The 25,384-nt window shown below is 53.6% G+C and carries 22 protein-coding genes; 15 read left to right on the top strand and 7 right to left on the bottom strand.

Annotated elements, in window-relative coordinates; genetic code table 11:
- Positions 1-263 precede the first annotated feature (263 nt).
- Complete coding sequence (ychH, locus tag GC128_RS19345; RefSeq protein WP_151995660.1) at positions 264-542, top strand: stress-induced protein YchH; 279 nt, start codon at positions 264-266, stop codon at positions 540-542.
- A 55-nt stretch (positions 543-597) separates the two neighbouring features.
- On the opposite strand, the gene dauA is transcribed toward ychH, so the two are convergent.
- The 4 genes from dauA to lolB form a co-directional block, all read right to left on the bottom strand.
- Positions 598-2,304, bottom strand: coding sequence for a C4-dicarboxylic acid transporter DauA (gene dauA, locus GC128_RS19350; protein ID WP_151995661.1), 1,707 nt, complete (start codon positions 2,302-2,304; stop codon positions 598-600).
- A 140-nt stretch (positions 2,305-2,444) separates the two neighbouring features.
- Positions 2,445-3,392 (bottom strand): ribose-phosphate diphosphokinase, encoded by a 948-nt coding sequence (gene prs / locus GC128_RS19355; RefSeq protein WP_008454180.1) that lies wholly within the window; start codon positions 3,390-3,392, stop codon positions 2,445-2,447.
- 122 nt (positions 3,393-3,514) lie between these two features.
- Entirely contained in the window at positions 3,515-4,384 is an 870-nt protein-coding gene (gene ispE / locus GC128_RS19360) for a 4-(cytidine 5'-diphospho)-2-C-methyl-D-erythritol kinase (RefSeq protein ID WP_151995662.1), read from the bottom strand.
- Entirely contained in the window at positions 4,384-5,007 is a 624-nt protein-coding gene (gene lolB, locus GC128_RS19365; RefSeq protein WP_134182999.1) for a lipoprotein insertase outer membrane protein LolB, read from the bottom strand. Before lolB ends, ispE begins: the two co-directional genes overlap by 1 nt.
- Positions 5,008-5,212: 205 nt before the next feature.
- Here lolB and hemA point away from each other — a divergent pair, with 205 nt between their 5' ends.
- Genes hemA through kdsA form a run of 6 tightly spaced genes read left to right on the top strand, consistent with a single transcriptional unit; the run spans position 5,213 to position 10,532 of the window.
- Positions 5,213-6,469, top strand: a complete 1,257-nt coding sequence (gene hemA / locus GC128_RS19370) for a glutamyl-tRNA reductase (protein ID WP_151995663.1) — start codon at positions 5,213-5,215, stop codon at positions 6,467-6,469.
- 35 nt (positions 6,470-6,504) lie between these two features.
- A complete protein-coding gene (prfA, locus tag GC128_RS19375) occupies positions 6,505-7,587 on the top strand; it encodes a peptide chain release factor 1 (RefSeq protein ID WP_151995664.1) in 1,083 nt (360 codons plus the stop codon).
- A complete protein-coding gene (gene prmC, locus GC128_RS19380; protein ID WP_151995665.1) occupies positions 7,587-8,417 on the top strand; it encodes a peptide chain release factor N(5)-glutamine methyltransferase in 831 nt (276 codons plus the stop codon). Before prfA ends, prmC begins: the two co-directional genes overlap by 1 nt.
- Positions 8,418-8,434: 17 nt before the next feature.
- Positions 8,435-8,824, top strand: coding sequence for an invasion regulator SirB2 (sirB2, locus tag GC128_RS19385; RefSeq protein WP_151995666.1), 390 nt, complete (start codon positions 8,435-8,437; stop codon positions 8,822-8,824).
- A gap of 3 nt (positions 8,825-8,827) precedes the next feature.
- The gene (gene sirB1, locus GC128_RS19390) at positions 8,828-9,637 is read left to right on the top strand and encodes an invasion regulator SirB1 (protein ID WP_151995667.1); all 810 of its coding nucleotides are present in this window, start codon (positions 8,828-8,830) and stop codon (positions 9,635-9,637) included.
- A 40-nt stretch (positions 9,638-9,677) separates the two neighbouring features.
- Positions 9,678-10,532 (top strand): 3-deoxy-8-phosphooctulonate synthase, encoded by an 855-nt coding sequence (kdsA, locus tag GC128_RS19395; protein WP_151995668.1) that lies wholly within the window; start codon positions 9,678-9,680, stop codon positions 10,530-10,532.
- A gap of 91 nt (positions 10,533-10,623) precedes the next feature.
- Here kdsA and chaA read toward each other — a convergent pair whose 3' ends face one another.
- Positions 10,624-11,727 (bottom strand): sodium-potassium/proton antiporter ChaA, encoded by a 1,104-nt coding sequence (chaA, locus tag GC128_RS19400; RefSeq protein ID WP_151995669.1) that lies wholly within the window; start codon positions 11,725-11,727, stop codon positions 10,624-10,626.
- A 280-nt stretch (positions 11,728-12,007) separates the two neighbouring features.
- Between chaA and chaB the strand changes: the two genes are divergently transcribed.
- Together chaB and GC128_RS19410 are read left to right on the top strand one after the other, a co-directional pair.
- Entirely contained in the window at positions 12,008-12,238 is a 231-nt protein-coding gene (chaB, locus tag GC128_RS19405; protein ID WP_151995670.1) for a putative cation transport regulator ChaB, read from the top strand.
- 342 nt (positions 12,239-12,580) lie between these two features.
- Complete coding sequence (locus tag GC128_RS19410; protein WP_151995697.1) at positions 12,581-13,276, top strand: gamma-glutamylcyclotransferase; 696 nt, start codon at positions 12,581-12,583, stop codon at positions 13,274-13,276.
- 43 nt (positions 13,277-13,319) lie between these two features.
- Here the strand turns inward: GC128_RS19410 and GC128_RS19415 are convergent, their stop codons facing one another.
- Positions 13,320-13,565 carry a DUF1883 domain-containing protein gene (locus tag GC128_RS19415; protein ID WP_120063641.1) on the bottom strand — a complete coding sequence of 82 codons (246 nt, stop codon included), beginning with the start codon at positions 13,563-13,565 and terminating at the stop codon, positions 13,320-13,322.
- A gap of 236 nt (positions 13,566-13,801) precedes the next feature.
- Positions 13,802-14,155, bottom strand: coding sequence for a DsrE/DsrF/TusD sulfur relay family protein (locus GC128_RS19420; protein WP_151995671.1), 354 nt, complete (start codon positions 14,153-14,155; stop codon positions 13,802-13,804).
- A gap of 71 nt (positions 14,156-14,226) precedes the next feature.
- Here GC128_RS19420 and GC128_RS19425 point away from each other — a divergent pair, with 71 nt between their 5' ends.
- The 6 genes from GC128_RS19425 to GC128_RS19450 all read left to right on the top strand — a co-directional run bounded on the left by GC128_RS19425 (position 14,227) and on the right by GC128_RS19450 (position 25,363).
- Complete coding sequence (locus GC128_RS19425; RefSeq protein ID WP_151995672.1) at positions 14,227-15,441, top strand: nitrate- and nitrite sensing domain-containing protein; 1,215 nt, start codon at positions 14,227-14,229, stop codon at positions 15,439-15,441.
- 334 nt (positions 15,442-15,775) lie between these two features.
- Positions 15,776-17,029 (top strand): CmpA/NrtA family ABC transporter substrate-binding protein, encoded by a 1,254-nt coding sequence (locus GC128_RS19430; protein WP_151995673.1) that lies wholly within the window; start codon positions 15,776-15,778, stop codon positions 17,027-17,029.
- A 10-nt stretch (positions 17,030-17,039) separates the two neighbouring features.
- On the top strand, positions 17,040-17,921 hold the full coding sequence (gene ntrB / locus GC128_RS19435; RefSeq protein ID WP_151995674.1) for a nitrate ABC transporter permease: 882 nt from the start codon (positions 17,040-17,042) through the stop codon (positions 17,919-17,921).
- A 2-nt stretch (positions 17,922-17,923) separates the two neighbouring features.
- Positions 17,924-18,712 carry an ABC transporter ATP-binding protein gene (locus tag GC128_RS19440; protein ID WP_151995675.1) on the top strand — a complete coding sequence of 263 codons (789 nt, stop codon included), beginning with the start codon at positions 17,924-17,926 and terminating at the stop codon, positions 18,710-18,712.
- 10 nt (positions 18,713-18,722) lie between these two features.
- On the top strand, positions 18,723-22,790 hold the full coding sequence (nirB, locus tag GC128_RS19445; RefSeq protein WP_151995676.1) for a nitrite reductase large subunit NirB: 4,068 nt from the start codon (positions 18,723-18,725) through the stop codon (positions 22,788-22,790).
- A complete protein-coding gene (locus tag GC128_RS19450; protein ID WP_151995677.1) occupies positions 22,787-25,363 on the top strand; it encodes a nitrate reductase in 2,577 nt (858 codons plus the stop codon). The genes nirB and GC128_RS19450 overlap by 4 nt, the downstream gene beginning before the upstream one ends.
- Positions 25,364-25,384 lie beyond the last annotated feature (21 nt).

Raw genomic sequence — 25,384 nt, forward strand, 5'->3', positions numbered from 1 at the left:
GAAAACAGACCAGAGCCGCGTAGTTTACTGCGCTCAAGACGTGATGACAAAGAGCCAATGTGTCATCTATTGAATTCTTGAATAGTTCAATGAATGAACCATTAGAATTTGATGCTATTCAGCGAGTTATTTGTAAACTTTTGTAGCTTTTTCATTCGTTATTGTGATCGCTAACGCACATCATCCGAAGCGGTGTTGTCTATACTTTACACACAAGGAATGGGGATTTCCCCCGCCGACCCAGGAACACCCGGAGGTGACTTATGAAACGCAAAAACGCTTCATTACTCGGCAATTTTTTCATGGGCTTGGGACTTGTCGTCATGGTGGGCGGTGTTGGTTACTCCATTTTAAACCAACTCCCTCAATTTAACTTTCCGCAATATTTCGCCCACGGTGCTGTTTTGAGCATATTTGTTGGTGCGGTACTTTGGCTGGCAGGTGCGCGCGTTGGTGGGCATGAACAAGTTTGCGACCGTTATTGGTGGGTGCGCCACTTTGATAAACGTTGTCGCCGTGATGATAATCATCGCCACAGCTAAAAAGTCTGGAAGTGAAAACGGTTCTGGTTAAGAACCGTTTTTTTTGGCAAAAATCTTATTCAGCCAGAGCCGCATGGATATCCGGGAAGAAAGCAAGTCGACCTGGAATCGGCTGAACACCAGCACGTGCTAGCGTTTTTAGAGGCTGGAACTCCAGATTAGTCACCCGCAATTCGCAGCCATCCGGCAATTTTTCTACAAAGCGTTGAAACGCATCGAGGCCGCCAGCATCAAGCACCGGCACGGCATCCCATTGCAAAATGATCAGCTGGTTTTGCTCAACACGTTGGGCGAGGTCATTGAATAATCCTTCAGCTGCGGCAAAAAACAGTGGACCTGTTATACGCAGCGCCAGGACGCCCTCCGGTGTATGGACATTTACAGGGGCGAGCCGCGTCATACGCGCGACACGGCGCATGAACAGCAACGATGCCAGTACAATCCCAACACTGATGGCGATGACCATATCGAACAGCACCGTCAACGACATACAGATAAGCATTACCACGATGTCATCTTTTGGAGCCCGCCTAAGCAGGCTCAGCACTTTATGTGCTTCACTCATATTCCACGCAACCATCAGCAGCAGAGCCGCCATGGCGGAAAGTGGTAGCCATGAAAGTAATGGGGCCAGCACCAGCAACGCCATAATTACCAGCAGCGCATGAATAATTGCGGCAACAGGTGATGTTGCACCAGCGCGCACGTTTGCCGCCGAGCGCGCAATGGCCGCAGTAGCCGTAATCCCGCCGAAAAATGGCGCAATAATATTGCCCAGCCCCTGGCCAATTAGTTCACCGTTGGCGTTGTGTTTGGTGCCGGTCATGCCGTCTAACACCACGGCACACAACAGTGATTCAATCGCGCCGAGCATTGCCATGGAAAATGCAGCAGGAAGCAGGGCACTAAGTGAATCCCAGCTTAGGGTAAAGTTCGAGTCAGGAATGTTCCATGGCAGCATCAATTGCGGCAGTAATTGTGGAATGCCGTTGCCTTGCGTGCCGTCAGCCAAAACATAGTGGAAACGAGAGCCGATAGTCGCCACGTCGAAACCTGCGGCATGGACGATCGCCATTACCGCACAGCCAGCCAAAAGCGCGGGTAAATGGCCCGGCAAACGGATACCCAGACGCGGCCATAGAATCAGCACGGCGAGCGTTACCACACCAATCGCTGCATCACCGAGATTAATCGTTGGCATCGCCATGGCTAACGCCGCCACTTTATTCAGGTAGTGTTCCGGCACATGTTCCAGCGTCAGACCAAAGAAATCTTTTACCTGCATGGTGGCGATGGTAATCCCAATCCCGGAGGTAAAACCGAGTGTCACAGAAAGTGGGATGTATTCAATCAGACGGCCAAATCGCGCCAGACCAAATAAGATAAGAAATACGCCAGACATCAGTGTCGCAATCAGCAAACCGGCAAGGCCAAACTGTTGAGCAACCGGATAGAGGATCACGACGAACGCAGCGGTCGGCCCGGAGACGCTAAAGCGTGAGCCGCCGCTTAAAGCGATAACTATCCCGGCGATAGCCGAGGTATATAGGCCGTACTGGGGGGCGACGCCGCTGCCAATCGCCAGAGCCATCGCCAGAGGGATGGCAATAATCCCAACGGTGATACCGGCAATAACATCGCGGCTAAAACGGGAAAAGGTGTATTTCTCGCGCCAACAAGCGTCTACCAGAGCGCGGAAAGGTAATACAGAAGAAGATACGTTTTTCACTTTGATTCCATCCGTGAGCGCATCATCTGTCATTAAGGCAGGTGAAGGAGGCTAAACTTAATTACATACTACTTAGCGCCGTAGCGACCTTGCTACAGCTCCAGTTACCTTGTGGCTTTACATGCTATAAAAAGAAAAAACCCGCCGCAGCGGGTTTTTTTATGCGAGTTCTATTAGTGCTCGAACATCGCAGAGATTGATTCTTCATTGCTGATACGACGAATTGCTTCAGCCAGCATACCGGACAGAGTCAGGGTGCGGACGTTTGGCAGTGCTTTGATTTCGTCAGACAGTGGGATGGTGTCACATACGATAACTTCGTCGATAACGGAGTTACGCAGGTTGTGAACCGCATTGCCAGAGAAAATCGGGTGAGTTGCGTAAGCAAACACACGTTTAGCACCACGTTCTTTCAGGGCTTCAGCTGCTTTGCACAGAGTGCCGCCGGTATCGATCATATCGTCTACCAGTACGCAATCACGGCCAGAAACATCACCGATGATATGCATAACCTGAGAAACGTTAGCGCGAGGACGACGTTTGTCGATGATAGCCATATCGGTATCGTTGAGCAGTTTTGCGATAGCACGAGCACGCACAACGCCACCGATATCTGGAGAAACCACGATTGGGTTTTCCAGACCGATTTGCAGCATATCTTCTAGCAGGATTGGGCTACCGAAGACGTTATCTACAGGTACATCGAAGAATCCCTGAATCTGTTCTGCGTGCAAGTCCACGGTAAGAACACGGTCAACCCCAACACTTGAGAGGAAGTCAGCAACCACTTTCGCGGTGATCGGCACACGTGCAGAACGCACACGGCGATCCTGACGAGCATAACCAAAGTAAGGGATAACAGCGGTGATACGACCTGCAGAAGCACGGCGCAGGGCGTCTACCATAACAACCAATTCCATCAGGTTGTCATTCGTTGGTGCACAGGTGGACTGGATGATGAAAATATCACCACCGCGTACATTTTCGTTGATTTGTACGCTTACTTCTCCGTCGCTAAAACGACCGACGGCGGCGTCACCAAGTGAGGTGTACAGGCGGTTGGCAATACGTTGTGCTAGTTCCGGGGTGGCGTTACCAGCAAAAAGCTTCATATCAGGCACGAGAAAAACCTCAGGCATGCGTCCAGTGGCGGATGGTGCTAACGCATCTTATGCGGACGGGGTAGCGCCATCCAGGCGGTGTATAAAGAGCTTGATGCAACGTCTGAAACAAGGTGACGTTGTCACCAATACTCAGCTTGCCCGGATATGGCCTGATGCAGCGGGGAGACATTAACGCCTCGCGCAACAAACCCATGCAGCCATTCCGGGGCTTGCTTAAGCACCTGGCGGGCAGCGTCCTCGGTGTCAAATTCAGAAAACACACAAGCGCCGGTGCCGGTCAGGCGCGACGGCGCGTATTCTAACAGCCAGGAAAGCAGCTCATCAACCTTACGAAAACGTTTTCTTGCGATAACCTCACAATCATTACCAAATTCACAGTTTAATAACGTGTCAATTGATCTGATCGGGGTGTTTCGTGGTAGCTCAGGATCTTTAAAAATGACCGGAGTGGGGATACTGACTCCGGGATGTGCAACAAGGTACCATTTTTCCGCTGGTGAAACCGGCGTAAGCTTCTCACCAACACCTTCTGCGAAAGCGGCAAACCCACGAACAAATACCGGTACATCAGCACCGAGAGTCACCCCTAATGCAGCGAGCTGATCTTCAGTCAGGCCGGTGTTCCAGATATGGTTAAGCGCCACCAAAACTGTTGCCGCGTTTGACGAACCACCACCCAAACCGCCACCCATTGGCAGCTGTTTTTCAACGCTGATATCGGCTCCAGCACCTTGTGGTAAGGTGCCCATCAGTAATGCCCTGTCTTGCAATAATCGGGCGGCGCGGACAATCAAATTTTCTTCATCTGCCACGCCTTCTATTGGTGTCGCAAGACGAATTTGACCATCGTTTCTCGGCTCAATGGTGATTGTGTCGCCATAATCGAGGAACTGAAATAAAGTTTGTAAATTATGATAGCCGTCCTCACGACGACCCGTGATATACAAAAAAAGGTTCAGTTTTGCCGGTGATGGCCAACGCTTTCTCATTATTTAACCGTCCAGCTGTCCATTTTGAGTTTGATGCGTTGGTCCCCTTCGCGCAGTTCCATATTAGATGGCAGGGCAGGCTGCACCTTGTCGTCATAATCACTGTAAACCACTTTCCAGGTTTTACCGTCTTGGGTGTAGTTGATTTCACTCAGGCGATATTGCGAGTCGATTTTATAGTCGGTCGCCTCACCTGGCAGGCCGAGAATCCATTGGCGCAGGCTGTTGAGCGGTATTGGCATCCCGGTCAATTTGCCAATCATCTCTTCGGCGTTATCAGCGACGTATTTTTTACCATTGCGATCGGTTAGTTGTACAACGCCCGGTTGCGCATTCAGTTCAAGCTCCGTGCTGCCTAATGGGTTAGTCAGCAGCAAGCGATAGCGTTCTGGCGTAGTCTGTTGCCAGTTGAAACGCGCATATACTTTTTGGCTATCGGAAAGATAAGCAAACGCACCACGCGTCTGGTATTGGGTGATTTTTTGTACTTGTTGCTTGTGTTGTAACCATTGCGGAGAGTCAGGACTTTTTGCCGGACCGCTTGGTTGATGAATAGAACAAGCAGCCAAAACAAGGCTTGCCAGTGGCGCAAGGCGCAGCAGACGGGCTTTCGTCATAAACATAGTGGCAACGGATCCTTCTCATTAATTTTAGTTGTTAACTGTTTATGCTAGCGGCGCATAGCGAGGTCGTCTACGTTCAAGTTGTCTTAAATCATGAATTGCGACGATACTCCCCAAGGGGTGGCTCCCTTTTATTGACTGCGCGCATCCTGTATGATGCGCCGAGTTAATCCTTATCAACATCGGTGTTACTCACAGTCGCTCAATGACCCTTTTAGCTCTTGGCATCAACCATAAAACAGCTCCAGTATCGTTGCGAGAACGTGTTACGTTTTCGCCGGATTCGCTCGACCAGGCGTTGAACAGCCTGCTCGAACAGCCGATGGTACAGGGTGGGGTGGTGCTGTCGACGTGTAACCGTACCGAGCTATATCTGAGTGTTGAAGAGCAGGAAAACCTCCACGAAAAACTAGTGAGTTGGCTTTGTAACTACCACAACCTTGAAGAAGAGGAAGTGCGTAAAAGCCTTTACTGGCATCACGATAATGAAGCGGTAACGCATTTAATGCGCGTTGCCAGCGGTCTTGACTCCTTGGTGCTCGGCGAGCCGCAAATTTTAGGGCAGGTCAAAAAAGCCTTCGCAGACTCTCAGAAAGGACATTCGCTTTCCAACGAACTGGAGCGCATGTTCCAGAAATCCTTCTCGGTTGCCAAGCGCGTACGAACCGAAACCGAGATCGGCGCGAGTGCGGTATCCGTAGCCTTCGCGGCCTGTACCCTGGCACGTCAAATCTTTGAATCCTTATCGACTGTCACTGTTTTATTGGTCGGTGCGGGTGAAACAATTGAACTGGCCGCACGCCACTTGCGCGAACACAATGTCCAGAAAATGATCATCGCCAACCGCACGCGCGAACGCGCTCAAGCACTGGCAGATGAAGTTGGTGCAGAGGTTATTAGCCTGAGTGACATCGATTCAAGGTTACAAGAAGCCGATATTATTATCAGTTCCACTGCCAGTCCGTTGCCTATTATTGGCAAAGGGATGGTAGAACGCGCCCTGAAAGCTCGCCGTAACCAGCCGCTTTTATTAGTTGATATTGCCGTTCCACGCGACGTAGAACCCGAAGTCGGCAAACTACCGAATGCCTATCTCTACAGCGTTGATGACCTGCAAGCGATCATTCAAAGCAATCTTGCGCAGCGCAAAGCTGCCGCAGTTGAAGCCGAAACTATCGTTGAGCAGGAATGCAGTGAATTTATGGCCTGGCTGCGCGCGCAAAGTGCCACAGAGACCATCCGTGAATATCGCAGTCAGGCTGAACAGGTTCGTGATGACCTGGCTGCCAGAGCTATCGCCGCTCTTCAACAGGGTGCCGATGCCGAAACCGTTCTCCAGGATCTGGCGTGGAAATTAACCAATCGCCTGATCCACGCACCAACCAAATCGCTCACGCAGGCTGCCCGTGACGGGGATGAAGAACGCCTGCAGATTCTGCGCAACAGCCTCGGGCTGGATTAGCAAATAAACTCTTATTACAAGGTGAAACACCGCCCATGAAGTCTTCTATCGTTGCCAAACTAGAAGCCCTGCAAGAGCGCCATGAAGAAGTTCAGGCGCTTCTTGGAGATGCATCCACCATTGCCGACCAGGACCGTTTCCGCGCGTTGTCCCGCGAATACGCCCAGTTAAGCGACGTTTCCCGTTGCTTCCTGCAATGGCGCCAGGTGCAGGAAGATATTGAAACCGCACAAAGTATGCTCGATGACCCAGAAATGCGCGAAATGGCGCAAGAAGAGTTAAACCAGGCCAAAAGCGACAGTGAAGAATTAGAACAACAACTGCAAGTGTTGTTGCTGCCAAAAGACCCGGATGACGAGCGTAACGCGTTTGTTGAAGTGCGCGCTGGTACGGGTGGTGATGAAGCGGCAATTTTTGCTGGTGACTTGTTCCGCATGTACAGCCGTTACGCGGAGTCGCGTCGCTGGAAAGTCGAAATTCTTAGCGCCAACGAAGGCGAGCACGGCGGCTTCAAAGAAGTGATCGCTAAAATCAGCGGTGACGGTGTTTATGGTCGTCTGAAATTTGAGTCCGGAGGCCATCGCGTACAGCGTGTTCCTGCGACCGAATCCCAGGGCCGTATTCATACTTCAGCGTGTACCGTTGCGGTAATGCCAGAGATTCCTGAAGCGGAATTACCAGATATCAACCCTGGTGATTTACGTATCGATACCTTCCGCTCCTCGGGTGCGGGCGGCCAGCACGTTAACACCACCGACTCGGCAATCCGTATTACCCACTTGCCAACTGGCATTGTGGTTGAGTGCCAGGACGAACGCTCCCAGCATAAAAACAAAGCGAAAGCGCTTGGGGTGTTGGGCTCACGCATTCGTGCCGCCGAAATGGCTAAACGTCAGCAGGAAGAAGCGTCAACGCGTCGTAACCTGCTTGGCAGTGGTGACCGTTCAGACCGTAACCGCACTTATAACTTCCCGCAAGGCCGCGTAACCGACCACCGTATCAACGTGACCTTATATCGTCTGGATGAAGTGATGGAAGGTAAGCTCGACGGTCTTATTGAACCTATCGTGCAGGAGTTCCAGGCAGACCAATTAGCGGCGCTGTCTGAGCAGGACTAATGGATTTTCAACACTGGTTAAAACAGGCAATTGCCCAGCTTGAGGATAGTGAAAGCCCGCGTCGTGATGCGGAAATCCTGCTGGGTTTTGTCTGCGGGAAAGCGCGAACCTTTATTCTGGCATTCGGTGAAACCGAATTGACCGCGCAGCAACAGCAACAGTTGGATGTTTTGCTGGCGCGCCGTGTGAAGGGGGTGCCCATCGCGCATTTGGTGGGCGAGCGTGAGTTCTGGTCGCTGCCGCTGCGTGTCTCTCCAGTGACGCTTATCCCGCGCCCGGATACGGAATGCCTTGTCGAACAAGCCCTCGCAAGGATGCCCGCAGCCGCATGTTCCGTGCTGGATTTAGGCACGGGTACAGGAGCAATTGCTCTGGCGATTGCCAGCGAGCGCCCGGATTGTGAAGTGATAGCACTTGATCTAATTCCTGAGGCGGTAGAACTTGCGCGTGATAATGCGAGCCGCCTCGGAATAACCAATGTTAAGGTCTTGCAAAGCAATTGGTTTAGTGCGCTCAATACCCAACGTTTCTCCGTGATAGTCAGCAACCCGCCTTATATCGACGAGGAAGACCCGCATCTTTCACAGGGTGATGTTCGTTTTGAACCGCGTAGCGCTCTGGTGGCAGATAATCACGGTTTGGCTGATCTACGTGTTCTTGTGGAATCAGCTCGCAATTTTCTTGAGCCTGGTGGTTGGTTATTGCTCGAACACGGCTGGCTTCAGGCTGCGCAAGTTCGCGAATTGTTTACACAAACAGGATATACCGAGATACAAAGCTGTCAGGATTACGGTGGAAATGACCGTCTGACAGTAGGACGCTATTTCTAAATAAGGAACTGAGCAAAATGGCAACTTACTTCGCGCTCAAGCATTTGCATATTCTGACGGTCTTCATTTCCGTGAGTCTGTTCGTTTTACGCTACTGGTGGCAATACCGCGAATCAGCCATGTCAAACAAGCGCTGGGTGCGCATTGTGCCGCATGTGAATGACACCGTGTTGCTGGTCAGCGGCGTTGCTCTTGTGATGATTACGCATTTCTATCCCTTCACGCCACAAGGTGCATGGCTGACTGAGAAGCTATTTGGCGTTATTATCTATATCGTTTTAGGGTTTATCGTGTTGGGCAAACGCCCACGCAGCCAACAGATTCGGTGGTTTGCCTTTCTGTTGGCCCTGGTGGTGCTTTACATCATCATTAAACTCGCCACCACAAAAATACCATTACTGGGGTAAGTCATGAGGTCGTTAGCCGATTTCGAATTCAATCAGGCGCCGTTATGCGAGGGCATGATCTTAGTCTCGCAGCTGATCCGTGATGATTTCCCGGCGCAAGAAGTGCGAGCACAACTGGAAAGCCTGGCGAGCCTGGCGCGTGAAGAGATCTGCGAAGGTCTACACCAGGATGTGCAGCTCGAAAAATTAGTCGAACTGTTTTATGGCACCTGGGGTTTTAAAGACTCCAGCGGCGTTTACCGTTTATCCGATGCCCTGTGGCTCGATAACGTACTGACCAAGCGTCAGGGCAGTGCAGTGTCGCTGGGTGCTATTTTATTGTGGATAGCCGACCGTCTTGATATCCCGTTGAATCCGGTAATTTTCCCCACTCAGCTGATTTTACGCGGCGACTGGATGGACGGTGAAATGTGGCTCATTAACCCATTCAATGGTGACACGCTCAACGAACACACGCTGGAAGTGTGGCTCAAGGGTAATGTCGGGCCGACAGCCGAGCTGTTTGATGAAGATTTAGATGAAGCAGACAACGCGGAAGTGGTGCGGAAATTACTCGACACCATGAAGTCCGCGCTGATGGAAGAGCGTCAGATGGAGTTGGCACTGCGTACCAGCGAAGCTTTGCTCCAGTTTAACCCGGAAGATCCTTATGAAATTCGTGACCGTGGCTTGATATATGCTCAGCTCGATTGCGAACATGTGGCACTCAACGACCTCAGCTATTTTGTTGAGCAGTGCCCGGAAGACCCGATAAGCGAGATGATCAAAGCGCAAATTAACTCTATTTCGCAAAAACAGATCACTCTGCACTGATGCCAAATTTTTAAATGTTTCCCAACAAGGCGAGATTAAGATGAAACAGAAAGTCGTAAGCATTGGCGATATTAACGTCGCAAACGACCTGCCATTTGTACTGTTTGGCGGCATGAACGTGCTGGAATCACGTGACCTGGCGATGCGTATTTGTGAGCACTATGTCACTGTGACCCAGAAACTGGGCATCCCTTACGTATTCAAAGCGTCTTTCGATAAAGCCAACCGCTCATCCATCAACTCATACCGTGGTCCGGGCCTGGAAGAAGGGATGAAGATTTTCCAGGAGCTGAAGCAAACTTTCGGCGTGAAAATCATCACTGACGTTCATGAAGCAAGCCAGGCGCAACCTGTTGCGGATGTGGTTGATGTGATTCAGTTGCCTGCTTTCCTTGCTCGCCAGACTGACCTGGTTGAAGCGATGGCGAAAACTGGCGCGGTTATCAACGTCAAAAAACCACAGTTCGTAAGCCCTGGTCAAATGGGGAACATCGTTGATAAATTCCACGAAGGTGGCAACGATCAAATCATCCTGTGTGACCGTGGCGCAAACTTCGGTTATGACAACCTGGTAGTCGACATGCTGGGCTTTAGCGTGATGAAACAAGTGTCTAATGGCTCACCGGTGATCTTTGACGTAACTCACGCTCTGCAATGCCGCGACCCGTTCGGCGCAGCATCTGGCGGCCGTCGTGCTCAGGTTGCTGAACTGGCACGTGCGGGTATGGCGACTGGCCTGGCCGGGCTGTTTATCGAAGCACACCCAGATCCAGAAAACGCGAAATGCGACGGCCCATCAGCACTGCCACTCGCAAAACTTGAGCCGTTCCTTCAGCAAATCAAAGCTATTGATGACCTGGTGAAGAACTTCGAGCCGCTGGATACCAGCAAGTAAGAATGAATTAATCGCGGCTGGCGTTGCTGTTAGCCACCAAAACAAAAAGTCCTTATCTCACGATAAGGGCTTTTTTTATGATGCTGATCCGTCAGGCAAATATTGTCATCAAATAAGCGGCAAACAGCGCAAGGTGCGCGGTGCCATTGAGGACATTTGTACGCCCGGTCGAGAATGAAATCTGACACAACACGAGCGACGTCAACATCACGACTAACTCAGGCATTCCTAAACCAAAGGTCAGATCGTTGCCCGTCAGCATAGCAATCAGCGTCACGGCCGGAACCGTCAGTGAAATTGTTGCCAGCACCGAGCCGAAGAACAGGTTCATTGCGCGCTGAACCTGGTTATTCAATACCGCTCTCAACGCCCCTAAACCTTCCGGCGAGAGAATTAGCAAAGCGATCAGGAATCCCGTGAACTGCGCTGGCGCATTCAGATTGCTCAGCAATGACTCGAGCGGCATAGCATTCATCTTGGTGACGGCAATTACTGCAATCAGATGCACGATCAACCAAATAGCATGCCAGGTGCTGCTGTGTGCCGATGGTTTACCATGATGCGGGTCATCATCGTCAGCCTCGTCTTCATGCTCGTAAACAAACAGGCTCTGGTGTGTTTTGGTCTGAATCAGTAAGAACACGCCATACATTGCAGCGGAAATGGCTGCAGCCATTAATGCCTGCCCGGTACTAAAGTTACCTTCTGGCAATGCAGTTGGAAGCACTAGCACGATGACTGCAAGTGGGAACAAAGCAATTAAGTACTGTTTGATGCCAAACAGATTCATATATTGCGTCGCGAATTTGTTTCCGCCCAGCAGAAGTGAGAAACCGACCAGGCCCCCCGTCACAATCATAATTATGGAGTACAACGTGTCACGCATCAGAGTCGGCGCGGCATCGCCGGTCGCCATCAACGCAGAAATGAGACTAACTTCGAGAATAACCACCGAAAGACTAAGAATCAGGGAACCATAAGGTTCACCTAAACGATGCGCAAGCACGTCAGCATGACGAACCACGCTAAAAGCACTACTTAAGATGCCCACCAGGGCCAGAATGTTGATCCCTATCACCGCTGGAAAAGACTGGCTTCCTCCCCACATCACCAGTACGACCAGCGCTAATACCGGGAAAATGAGCGAACTCTCCTTATGACGGGTTTTCACCGCCTCATGTTGTGTTTTGGTCAAAATACGTCTCCAGTTGCACAGGTATTAAGCAATTTAATTATTATAGTCGGACATTAAAGCCCCGTTAAAATAGCAAACTAAGGCGTTTTTATGTGGAAATTTACTCAGTTTTACCGCTTATATAGCCATAGTATTTCTGACGTATGAAAGTTGATGTTTACTGATTTTAAGCAATGAAAAACATGTGGATAGGATGGGTGTAAAAGCAATTATCGATATTTTCTGGCAGGATCGACCATGCTGTTTCACACTTTAGTTTTACTCAACTGAGGATGACACCATGCCCTACAACAGCCGAAGTGACCTCCCTGAAAGTGTTCAAAACGTTCTTCCCGCCCACGCCCAGGATATCTATAAAGAGGCATTTAACAGCGCCTGGGACGAGTATAAAGACAATGACGATCGCCGGGATGATGCCAGCCGCGAAGAAACTGCCCATAAAGTCGCCTGGGCTGCGGTGAAACATGGTTATCAAAAAGGGGATGACGACAAATGGCACAAGAAAAAGTAAACCTTATATAATGTATTGATATCCATATTCAAACGCCGCATCACACAACAGTATGGCAAGTTAATATGACATTTTTATTGTTTTGTGATCGTCATCAAACTTGCCAGCGTCCCGCTAATTGCTTATGTTCACAGATATGTTGCTCTATAAATAACCTTCATAATTCGATTCACAGGTAGGCGGCAAAGGAGCTTATCCCGATGAGCTTACTTGAGTAAGTGATTCGGGTAAGCGAGAGCGCCAACACCCCTGTGGATTGAATTATGAGGGTTATAAAAGTCAAAAGCCTGGAAGGCGCATCTGACGTAGTCACACGGAAGTAAGCAGTGGCGGAGGTGTATGGTGTTAACGCGTGATTTCTTAATGAAAGCGGATTGTAAGACAGCTTTTGGTTCCATTGAGGAATCGTTGTTGTGGACTCCTGAGCAGCGCTCGGCATCTCTCGCCGCGACGCTCGCTTGCCGTCCCGATAACAGCCCCGTATGGATTTTCGGCTATGGTTCCCTGATGTGGAACCCGGCTTTTGAACATGAAGAGTCTGCGCCAGGAACGCTGGTCGGCTGGCATAGGGCCTTTTGTCTGCGTTTAACGGCAGGGCGCGGCACTGCATGCCAGCCTGGTCGCATGCTCGCCCTAAAAGAAGGCGGGCGCACTACAGGGCTTGCTTACCGCTTGCCAGAAGCCATTCTTGAAGACGAACTGACGCTGGTGTGGAAGCGTGAAATGATCACCGGTTGTTACTTGCCGACCTGGTGCAAACTAGAGCTCGACGACGGGCGAGTGGTGAATGCGCTGGTGTTTATCATGGACCCTCGCCATCCGCTTTACGAAGCCGATACGCGCGCTGAAATTATCGCGCCGCTTATTGCCGCCGCCAGTGGCCCGCTAGGCACCAACGCGCAGTATCTTTTCTCCCTCGAGCAAGAGTTGCTAAAGCGTGGGATGCATGACGATTGCCTGGATGAACTGGTGAATAAAGTCAGAGACTGGCTACAGCCGAAGGGCGATGAAGGCGATTTACAAACACGATTTGCTTAAAAATTCATGGTGGCTCTTATCAATAAGAGCCGCCATGTTGCATTTATGCAGCGACATAACTAATTGAATGCTCAAGCGATTTGCTGTGGCTATCAATCAACACTTTCCATTTTCCGCTGTACGGCACCGTCAAATAAGCAGACTGCTTATCTTCCACACTCAGAATATCGGCCTCGGGTTTGCCCGTAGCACTGTTGTCGCTCATCAAATGAATATGGCTTTTATTTGAACAGTGAACCACTACGGTATCACCGCCGAAAAGATGCAGACTGGCTTTCACTACTGGCATTTTTTTACTCCGCTATCACATCAAAGTTAGACATCCGTGCCGCTAGTTTTGCTGGCAATCAGTGACGTTGTTCACAAATCACACTTCATGCATAACACCAGACCCCGGCGTCACAAATCCTGACTTTGATCAAAAAATATTGTAACGAATCAACTTTAGTGTAGATGTACCTGAAACCATTCAGCTGGTGAATTTTTATGCGGAAAATTAGCCTGTGGTCATCATTAAATTTGGTGTCAGAAGGTTAATACTTTATCCGCGCTCAACGTCCACTCAGCCAGCTCAACCAATGTGCCAATCTCAACGCCATCCACCAACGGTAAAGCAGTGATGCCGCGCCCATCCGTGCAGGTCTTGCACAATTTCACCGGCACATTCTGCGCGGTCAAAATCTCCAGCATTTGCTGAATGTTATAGCCCTCCGTTGGTTTCTGTCCGCGCAGGCCAGCGGTGACAGCGTCCGACATCAAAAACAGTTTCACTTCCGGCTGCGGTTGTTGATCGCATAGCGCAATAGCCAGGCGCAGGCTGTTAAACAACGATTCGCTGCCGTAAGCCGCACCGTTGGCAATAATCACAATCTTTTGCATTTGTTCTCCTTGTCACCCGACGGCACGACTTTTGCTTCTCACCATTATCCGTTGCCGCTCAGGAGTATTTTATGAAGGCTACCGTCACCGTGAACCCCACCGCTCGTGACTTTTTAATCGCGGCCCGAAACCGCGGGCGTGAGCAATTGCAGGATATTCTGCAAATCGGTGAACTCACCGGCTGCATCGCCAGGCTCGCTCACATGCTACAACGCGAGCGCGGGGCTTCCAACATTTGGCTGTGTTCCCGGGGCAGGTTGTTTGCCGCCGAACGCGAGCTTTGCATTAAGGAAGTGGATACCGAATTAGCCCTTTTTCGCCGGGCAATCGCCGAACCGGATTACCTGCCAGGAAGCGCGCTGTTTGTCAGCCTCGCATGCGCGCTGCATTACTTTGAGCAACTGCCAGCGCTGCGAACGCAGATTACCGCCCAACAGATTCAGCCGTTCAATGCGATGGAGCAGTTCAACATCACGCTGCGCCATCTACTGAGTATTGTTCCTGAAACCAGCAACGTGGTTGATGACAGTGGTGTGGCGCGAGCGCTGGCGGCGTTATTCAGCTTTATGCAGGGTAAAGAACTGGCGGGGCAGGAGCGGGCGATTGGCGCGCTCGGTTTCATGCAGGGGGAATTTAGCGACACCTTGCGCCAGCAACTGGTCGATAGAATTGACAGCCAGCAGCACTGTTTTGACGCCTTTTGCAGCATGGTCGATTTGCCACTGCGCCAGCAATTTCTGGCCTGCGGTGAACCTTGCCGCGAAACCGAACGGCTCCGGCGCATCGCCTGCACCCGTTTCCAGCATGACGGCGATGAACCTCAACGCGCGTTGCGCTGGTTTGCGCTATTAACCACGCGAATCGACGCCCTGAAAAACGTGGAAGATGCGCTTATCAACGCCGTCATGGTCCAGGCGCAGCAGGCGCTCGGGCAGGTTTTGCAGCAAACAGAACCGGTGGAAAGCGACATCGCCAGTTGGGTCGCCGGGCACGGTGGCTACGATGGGGAACGCTATTTTGACCGCCACCTATTGCCGCTCGTGCGCCAACAGGCACAGCAGCTCGAAACCATGGCGCAACAGTTAGCTTCGCTTCAGGCCACACTTGAGGAACGCAAAGTTATCGACCAGGCCAAAGCGTTGCTCATTCGCCATCAAGGTTACAGCGAAGAACAGGCGTGGCAAACCCTGCGGAAAATGGCGATGAACCAGAACAAGCGCATGGTGGATGTGGCGAGCGCGATGGTTTCCGTGGCGGATATCTGGCGGCTACCCACTAAGGAGTAGGTGCACAAACAGTGGGCATTAACTGCGTTTTCGTAGTGCAAAACCCTTCATCTTTCACGTTGCAGATGCGTTGGCTTCACTCACTCACCTCAGTCACTTACTTTAGTAAGTGACTGAGGATTCGTAAGTTTGCCGCCTTCCTGCACCACGAAATCTAAAGGGTTTAAAGGGGGACTCTTGAATCTGGCACGCGAGTTGCAACACTCATTATGAAAATTACTTTGACCTGAATCGCGCCAATGGCGGTGTGGTTCCGGTTGGACAAAGGCGTCCTTCAATGTGCTGACCCACATTGTTGGGCGCTTTTTTTTACCTTTTTATCAGGAAGAAGCCGATGAGCCACAAAATCATAACCCTCTCGCGCCGTCGATTTTTACAGGCGGGTGCGGCATTAGGCGGTGCGTATTTGCTGCCAGGCATGATGAATTCCGCATGGGCGGCGGGGAGCGACAAACCTGAACAAACCACGGTCAAAGTCGGGTTTATCCCGCTCACCGACTGCGCTTCGGTCGTCATGGCAGCGGTCAAAGGCTTCGACAAGAAATACGGTATCTCGATCGTGCCGAGCAAAGAAGCAAGCTGGGCCGCGGTGCGCGACAAAATGGTTTCCGGTGAACTCGACGCCGCCCATGTTTTATACGGCCTGGTCTACGGCCTGGAAATGGGTATCGCCGGAAAACAAGAGCCAATGGCCAACCTGATGACGCTCAACAACAACGGCCAGGCGATTTCCCTCTCGAGCGATTTGGCGAAGCAAGACGTCACCGACGGGCAAAGCCTGAAGAAGTTAGTCGCCAGCAAAGAGCCGGGTAGTTTTACCTTCGCCCATACCTTCCCGACCGGCACTCACGCGATGTGGCTCTATTACTGGTTGGCGCAGGCGGGAATCAACCCGTTTACCGACGTGCGCACCGTGGTGGTTCCACCGCCGCAAATGGTGATGAACATGCGCATCGGCAATATGCAGGGTTTCTGCGTGGGCGAGCCGTGGAACCAACGCGCCATTAGCGACGGCATCGGTTTTACCGCCGCAACGTCACAATCCATCTGGCCAGATCATCCTGAGAAAATTCTCGGCACCCGCAGCGCCTGGGTCGAACAAAATCCGAATACTGCGCGCGCTTTAGTGGCGGCGATTCTTGAGGCGTCGCGCTGGATTGACGCCAGCGATGACAACCGCCGCGAAACCGCCAATGTGCTTGCCGGGCGCGCATACCTGAACACCAAAGCCGATTTCCTGACCGGGCGCATGCTTGGGCAATATGACAACGGCATCGGCAAAAAATGGCAGGACGACCACGCCATGCACTTCTTCCGCGACGGCGAAGTGACCTTCCCGTGGCTTTCCGACGGCATGTGGTTCCTGACTCAACACCGCCGCTGGGGTTTGCTCGACAAAGACCCGGATTACCTCGCCGTCGCCAAACGCATCAACCGCATCGACATCTATCAGCAAGCTGCCACAGCCGTGGGCAACGTTTCCGTGCCTGCCAGCCCAATGCGCACCAGCACCCTGATGGATGGAAGCACCTGGAACGGCAGCGACCCTGCCGCCTACGCCGCCAGTTTCGCCATTAATAAACGTTAAGGGGAACAATATGAACCAGCCTGCACATAAACCGCCCGCCGCAGAGCTTAGCGCGACGGTTGGGGAAGTGATTACCCTGCCGCCCGTCACCGTTCGCCGTCGCACACCGCAGTGGCGCAAGTTTTGCCTGAGCTTTTTCCAGCGCCTGGTGCCTGCCGTTCTGGGGATGGGATTATTGGTCGTCGCCTGGCAAATCGCCGCGCTTAACAGCAAAGGTTTCCCGACGCCGCTCAGCACGTTGCAATCGGCAATCACACTGTTTTCTGACCCGTTTTATAACGCCGGGCCGAACGACCAGGGCATCGGCTGGAACGTGCTGGCCTCGCTCCAGCGCGTGGCGGTGGGCTTTGGCCTCGCCGCCGTTGTCGGCATTCCGGCTGGCTTCCTGATTGGCCGCTTCACCTTTTTAGCCCGCATGTTCAACCCGATCATCTCGCTGTTGCGCCCCGTCAGCCCGCTCGCCTGGCTGCCGATTGGCCTGCTTTTATTCCAGAAAGCAGAACCGGCATCGAGCTGGACGATCTTTATCTGCTCCATCTGGCCGATGGTGATTAACACCGCCGAAGGCGTGAAACGTATCCCGGACGATTACCTCAACGTGGCGCGCGTGCTGAAGCTTTCCGAATGGACGGTGATGCGCAAGATCTTATTCCCGGCGGTTCTGCCTGCGGTTCTGACTGGCGTGCGCTTGTCCATCGGCATCGCCTGGCTGGTGATTGTCGCCGCCGAAATGCTCACCGGCGGCCTGGGGATCGGCTTCTGGATCTGGAACGAGTGGAACAACCTTAACGTCGAAAACATTCTTATCGCGATTGTGATTATCGGCGTCGTCGGGCTGCTGCTCGAACAGGCTTTGATGTTGCTGGCGCGTCGCTTTAGCTGGGAGAAATAATCATGAAGAAAATTATTCAGGTTCAAAATGTTAGCCAGCGTTTTTCCACCGCCAGCGGCGAATTTTTAGCACTGAGCAACGTCAGCTTTGATATCGCCCAAGGGGAAACCATCAGTTTGATCGGGCATTCGGGGTGCGGCAAATCCACGCTGCTGAATTTGATTGCTGGAATCACCTTGCCCTCCGAAGGTGGCCTGCTGTGCGACAACCGCGAAATCGCCGGGCCAGGGCCGGAGCGCGCCGTGGTGTTTCAGAACCACTCGCTGCTGCCGTGGATGACCTGCTTCGAAAACGTGGCGCTGGCGGTGGATCAAGTCTTTCGCCACACCATGAACCGCGCCGAGCGTCGCGAATGGATTGTGCACAACCTCGAGCGCGTGCAGATGGGCCACGCCGTTAATAAGCGCCCCGGTGAGATTTCCGGCGGCATGAAACAGCGTGTCGGCATCGCCCGTGCACTGGCGATGAAACCCAAAGTGCTGCTGATGGACGAGCCGTTTGGCGCCCTCGATGCGCTGACTCGCGCCCACTTGCAGGATGCCGTGATGCACATCCAACAAGAGCTGCACACCACGATTGTGCTGATCACCCATGACGTTGACGAAGCGGTACTGCTTTCCGACCGCGTGCTGATGATGACAAACGGCCCGGCGGCGACGGTAGGCGAAACGCTGAACGTTGATTTGCCGCGCCCGCGCAACCGCGTGGAACTCGCCGAAGACAGCCGCTACCACCATCTGCGCCAGCAAGTGCTGCGCTTCCTCTACGAAAAACAGCCCAGGGCTGCCTGAGGACACGCTCATGACGCGACGTCTGATTGTTATCGGCAACGGCATGGCGGCCATTCGTCTGGTGGAGCAAATTGTGGTGCGGGCGGCGGGGCGTTTCGCCATCACCGTTTTTGGCGAAGAACCCGCGCTGAGTTACAACCGCATCTTGCTGTCGCCGGTGCTGGCGGGGGAAAAGCCCGCGCTGGCGACCCAGTTGCACGATGCCGCCTGGTACGTTTCCCACGGTATTGAGCTGCTGACGGGCGAAGCGGTGCGGGAAGTGGACACGCAGCGCCAGACGGCGCGCACGGATATTCGCACTCTCAACTATGACGAACTGGTTTTCGCCACCGGTTCACGCCCGTTTATTCCGCCGATTGACGGGCATCAGTTGCCGCACGTACACGGTTTCCGCACCCTGGCGGACGTTGATGCAATTCTCGGTGGCAAGGGAAACGCCGTGGTGCTCGGCGGCGGTTTGCTGGGCGTGGAAGCAGCGGCGGCACTTTGCGCGCGCGGTATTCCCGTCACGTTGATTCACCGCCAGCCGTGGCTCATGGACATTCAGCTCAACCAGCAGGCAGGTTTGCTGCTTGAGGAACATCTCGCAGAACGGGGCATTCATTGTCAGCTTAATTGCGGCATTGAGCGCATTTCTGAAACTAGCGTGACGTTAAGCAATGGCGAAATTTTACCCGCAGGAAGAGTCATTATCGCCACAGGCGTAAAACCCAATATCGCCCTCGCGCAACAGGCCGGAATAGCTTGCCAGCGCGGAATCACCGTTGATGGGCAAATGCGCAGTTCAACGCCTCGCGTAAGCGCGTTAGGCGAATGCTGTGAAATCGACGGGCAAACCTGGGGGCTGGTGGCACCGTGTTTACAACAGGCCGACGTTTTAGCCGCGCGTTTATGCGGCGAATCCACGGCAGATTTTCAGTATCAGGACTGCGGCACGCGCCTCAAAGTCAGCGGCATCCCGCTATTTTCCGCAGGCGACCTTCGCGAACAGCCCGACACGCGCATCCTTACCGCTTTCGATTCTCTTTCAAAAAATTATCGCTGCCTGCATTTACGCGGCGACACGCTGGTGGGCGCGTTACTGCTGGGCGATATCACGCCCGCTAATGCGCTTACCGACATCTTACTCAGCTCGGCCCCCGTTACGCCTGCCGTGCTGTTTGACGAATACCACTCTGATGAGCAGCCGCTGGCTGCCGGAAATGACGACATGACAAAAGCAACGCTGGTAGTAATCGGTCACGGCATGGTCGGGCACCACTTTCTGGAACAGTGCGTGGCGCAGCAACTGCACCACAGCTATCACATTGTGGTGTTTGGTGAAGAGCGCCATCCGGCGTATGACCGCGTGCATCTTTCTGAATATTTTGCCGGGCGCAGCGCCGAATCGCTCTCAATGGTGCAGGGCGATTTCTTTGTTGAGAACGGCATTGAGCTGCGCTGTAACAGCAAAATCGTGGAGATCGACCGCCAGCAACGCGTGGTTCGCGATAGCGAAGGGCGTGAAACTTACTTCGACAAGTTAGTGTTGGCGACTGGCTCGTACCCGTTCGTGCCGCCGGTTCTCGGTAACGATCTGCCCGGCTGCTTTGTTTATCGCACGCTCGACGATCTGGATGCGATTGCCGAATGCGCCCGCAGCGCCAGACGCGGCGTGGTGATTGGAGGTGGTTTGTTGGGGTTGGAAGCGGCGAATGCGCTCAAACAGCTTGGCCTCGAAACGCACGTGGTGGAGTTTGCGCCCAACCTAATGGCGGTGCAGCTTGATAACGAAGGCGCTGCGATGCTGCGCGCAAAAATCAGCGAAATCGGCGTGCAGGTGCATACCAGTAAATCGACCACCGCCATCACCGATACCGACGGTTTACAGCTGAATTTTGCCGACGGCGAAACGCTGACGACCGATCTTATCGTCTTTTCCGCCGGTATCCGCCCGCAAGACGCGCTGGCAAAAACCAGCGAACTGGTGTTGGGCGAACGCGGCGGAATCGTGATTAACGACCATTGCCAAACCAGCGACAGCGCGATTTACGCCATCGGCGAATGCGCCTTGTGGGAAGGGAAAATTTTTGGCCTCGTGGCTCCGGGTTATCAAATGGCACGCGTCGCGGCGGCAACGCTTGCCGGTGTTGAATCCGCATTTCTCGGCGCGGATATGAGCACCAAACTAAAATTGCTCGGCGTGGAAGTGGCCTCGTTTGGCGATGCTCACGGGCGCACGCCCGGCTGCCAGAGTTACCAGTGGACTAACGGCCCGCAGCAAATCTACAAAAAGATCGTCGTTTCAGCCGATAACAAAACCCTGCTCGGCGGCGTGCTGGTGGGCGACAGCAGCGAATACGCGACGTTGCTGCAAATGATGCTCAACGGCATGGCGCTCCCTGCCCAGCCGGAAAGTCTGATTCTGCCCGCGTCGGCAGGCGGCGCACCAAAAGGGCTTGGTGTCGCGGCATTACCGGAAACTGCGCAGATTTGCTCCTGCCATAACGTCAGCAAAGCGGATATTTGCGCGGCGGTAAGCAACGGTGCGGGGGACATGGGTGCAATCAAAGCCTGCACCAAAGCGGCGACGGGCTGCGGCGGCTGTTCAGCGCTGGTGAAACAGGTGATGGAATACCAATTGCAAGAGCAGGGCGTGGAGGTGAAAAAGGACATTTGCGAACACTTCCCGTATTCACGCCAGGAAATCTACCACCTGGTGCGCGTCAACCATATCCACAGTTTTGAGCAACTCATTAGCCGTTATGGGCACGGTCATGGCTGTGAAATTTGCAAGCCGCTGGCGGCCTCGGTGCTCGCGTCGTGCTGGAATGAATATTTGCTCAAACCCGCGCACTTACCGCTGCAGGATACCAACGATCGCTACTTCGCCAACATCCAGAAAGACGGCACTTACTCGATTGTGCCGCGTGTTCCCGCAGGCGAAATCACCCCGGACGGTTTAATCGCCATCGGCCAGGTCGCAAAACGTTACCAGCTGTATAGCAAGATCACCGGCGGCCAGCGCATCGACCTGTTTGGCGCACGCCTTGAAGAGCTGCCTGCGATTTGGGAAGAGCTGGTGGCGGCGGGCTTTGAAACCGGTCACGCCTACGGCAAGTCGCTGCGCACCGTAAAATCCTGCGTCGGCTCCACCTGGTGCCGTTACGGCGTGCAGGATTCCACCGGCCTCGCGATTGAGCTGGAGAACCGCTACAAAGGGCTGCGCTCACCGCACAAAATCAAAATGGCGGTGTCCGGTTGCACCCGCGAATGTGCCGAAGCGCAGAGCAAAGATATCGGCGTGATTGCTACCGACAAAGGCTGGAACCTGTACGTTTGCGGCAACGGCGGCATGAAACCGCGCCATGCGGACTTGTTCGCCAGCGATCTTGACCGGGAAACGCTGATCCGCACCATTGACTGTTTGCTGATGTTTTACATCCGCACCGCCGACCGTTTGCAGCGCACCAGCACCTGGATGGACAACCTCGAAGGCGGCATTGAATACCTGCGCGAGGTGATTCTCAACGACAGTCTCGGCCTGAACGACGAGCTGGAAAAAGAGATGGTCAGCGTGGTCGATACCTTCCAGTGCGAATGGCAAACCACGCTCAACAGCCCGGATCGCCTTGCGTTGTTCCGTTCGTATGTGAACAGCGAACAGCCGGACGAAGCGGTGCAGCGCCAGACTCTGCGCGGGCAGTTACAGCCGGTCAGCGAAGTGGTGCATCTGCCAACGGTCGCGCCAGTCAAACCGTGGCAGGCAGTTTGCAACGTCAGCGAAATCCCTGCGCAGGCGGGAATCGGCGCACGTCTTGGCGAGCAGCAAATTGCTTTGTTCCGCTTTGGCGATGCGATTTATGCCCTTGATAACCTCGAACCGGGCAGCGATGCCAACGTGCTTTCACGCGGTATTGTCGGCGATGCGAGCGGCGAGCCGATTGTGATTTCACCGCTGTATAAACATCGCATTCGTCTGCGCGACGGGCGCACTCAGGATGGCGAACAGGCGGTTCGCGCCTGGCCGGTGAAAGTGGAACAAGGCACCGTGTGGGTAGGAAGCCAGGCGCTGATTATGCGTGCGGAGGCATCATGACAAATGTTGTGCGCTCCACATGCCCTTACTGCGGTGTCGGTTGCGGCGTAAAAGCGCAGCCAACGGAAAACGGCTTCCAGATTAGCGGCGACGAAAAGCATCCGGCAAACTTTGGGCGCTTGTGCGTAAAAGGCGCGGCACTGGGCGAAACGCTCGGGCTGGAAGGGCGCTTATTGTACCCGGAAATCAACGGCGAGCGCGTGGAATGGGAAGCCGCACTGGATGAAACCGCCCGTCGTCTGCAAGGGATTATTGACGAATTCGGCCCCAAAGCGGTGGCGTTTTACGCCTCCGGCCAGCTGCTAACCGAAGATTATTATGCCGCCAACAAGCTGATGAAGGGGTTTATTGGCGCGGGGAACATCGACACCAATTCGCGGCTGTGCATGTCCTCGGCGGTGGTGGGGTACAAACGCGCATTTGGCGCGGATTTCGTGCCGTGCAGCTATGAAGATCTCGAACAAACTGATCTGGTGGTGCTGGTCGGTTCAAATGCAGCATGGGCGCATCCGGTTTTATATCAGCGCCTGGTCAAGGCAAAGCAGCAACGCCCGAACATGAAAGTGGTGGTGATCGACCCGCGCCGCACCGCGACCTGCGATATCGCCGATTTGCATCTGGCGCTTCGCCCTGGAAGTGACGCCGCATTGTTTGTCGGTTTACTGAATGTTTTGCCGTTCTCTCAAGCCGATAACACGTTTGACGGACAAACCGCCGCGCTGGAAATAGCCGCAAACTGGACGCTGGAAAAAACCGCCGACTTTTGCCAACTGGACAGTGCAGATGTGCAAACCTTCTGGCAATGGTTCGCGCAGGCTAACCGCGCCATGACGCTTTACACCATGGGCATTAATCAGTCGTCGAGCGGCAGCGACAAATGCAACGCGATTATCAATGTGCATCTGGCGAGCGGCAAAATTGGCCGCGACGGCTGTGGCCCGTTTTCGCTGACCGGGCAGCCCAATGCCATGGGCGGGCGCGAAGTCGGCGGGCTTGCCAACCAGCTCGCCTGCCATATGAATTTTGAACCTGCGGATATTGCCCGCCTTGGGCGATTTTGGGGCAGCGAGCGCATTGCCGAAACGCCAGGCTTGATGGCCGTCGAACTGTTTGACGCGATAGGGCGCGGTGAAGTAAAAGCCGTGTGGATTATGGGCACCAACCCGTTGGTTTCACTGCCGGATAGCTCCCGCGTGGCAAAGGCGCTGGCGAACTGCCCGCTGGTGATTGTCTCGGATGTAGTGCGTGAAACGGACACCTCGCGCCTCGCCACCGTGAAATTCCCGGCGCTGGCATGGGGGGAGAAAAACGGCACCGTCACTAATTCCGAACGGCGCATTTCACGCCAGCGCGCGTTTTTACCCGCACCCGGTGAGGCGCGAGCTGACTGGTGGATTATTTCCCAAATCGCCCAACGCCTGGGTTATGGCGAAGCGTTTAACTGGCAGCATCCGCATGAGATTTTTTGCGAGCATGCGGCACTTTCAGGCTTTGAGAATAACGGCACACGCGCCTTTGATATTAGTGGCCTGGCAACGTTAGACCGCGAGCAATACGACGCGCTCGAACCGGTACGCTGGCCGGTAACCTCAACCATTAATTCAACGTTTAAAAGCTGGCGAGCGAACGGAAAGTTCCAGTTGCTGCCGGTTGAACCGGCTTTACCCCAGGCAAACGCTGACCATTATTATCCGCTGTTCCTCAATAGCGGGCGCATTCGCGACCAATGGCACACCATGACGCGCACCGGCAATGTGCCACGCCTGATGCAGCACATCAGTATGCCGTTTCTCGAAATACATCCACAGGATGCAAAACGTTACGGTGTCACTCAAAATGGCCTGGTTCGAGTCGCCTCGCGCTCTGGCGGCATGGTGGCGAAGGTGCTGATGAGCGAAAACCAACTGCCGGGAAACGTGTTTGCACCGATGCACTGGAACCAGCAGTTTGCCCGAAAAGGGCAAATAAATAGCATGGTGAAAAGCGTCTGCGATCCGCATTCCGGGCAGCCGGAAAGCAAGCAAACGGCGGTGCGTATTCAGCGCTGGCAGCCTGCGTGGTACGGGGAGATTTTCGCCCGCGAAACCATCGCTTTTGCCGATGATATTCAATGGTGGAAACAGGCGACTTCTGGCGTGCAGCATTTCCTTTGCGCCGCAGACAGCAGCGCTCAGGCATGGATTGAAACACTCGCAGTCGGACGTGGCTGGCAGTTGCAAACAGCCAGCGGGGACGGTGAGTTTTATCATGTTCTCGCCTGGCAAAACGGGGAGTTACAGCTGGCGTTTTACAGCGCCAACGTCTGGCCTGAGATTAGCGCAGCGGCGGTCGTTGCGGCATTTGAACAGGCTCCGGCAACCGCCGCCGAACGTCATCGTTTATTAGCCGGTAAAACGGGTGGAACCGCTATTGATACAGGTGCGACAGTGTGCAGCTGTTTTGGTGTGGGAGAGAAAACCATTCTTGCGGCGATCGCCAGCGGGTGCAAATCGGTGGGCCAACTGGGTGAAAAACTGCGCTGCGGCACCAACTGCGGGTCTTGTATTCCAGAGCTGAAAGCGTTGCTGAAGTAATACCGGAGTAATCTGTGTTTA

Source organism: Buttiauxella massiliensis (assembly GCF_902500225.1).
In the GTDB taxonomy this organism is placed as follows: domain Bacteria; phylum Pseudomonadota; class Gammaproteobacteria; order Enterobacterales; family Enterobacteriaceae; genus Buttiauxella; species Buttiauxella massiliensis.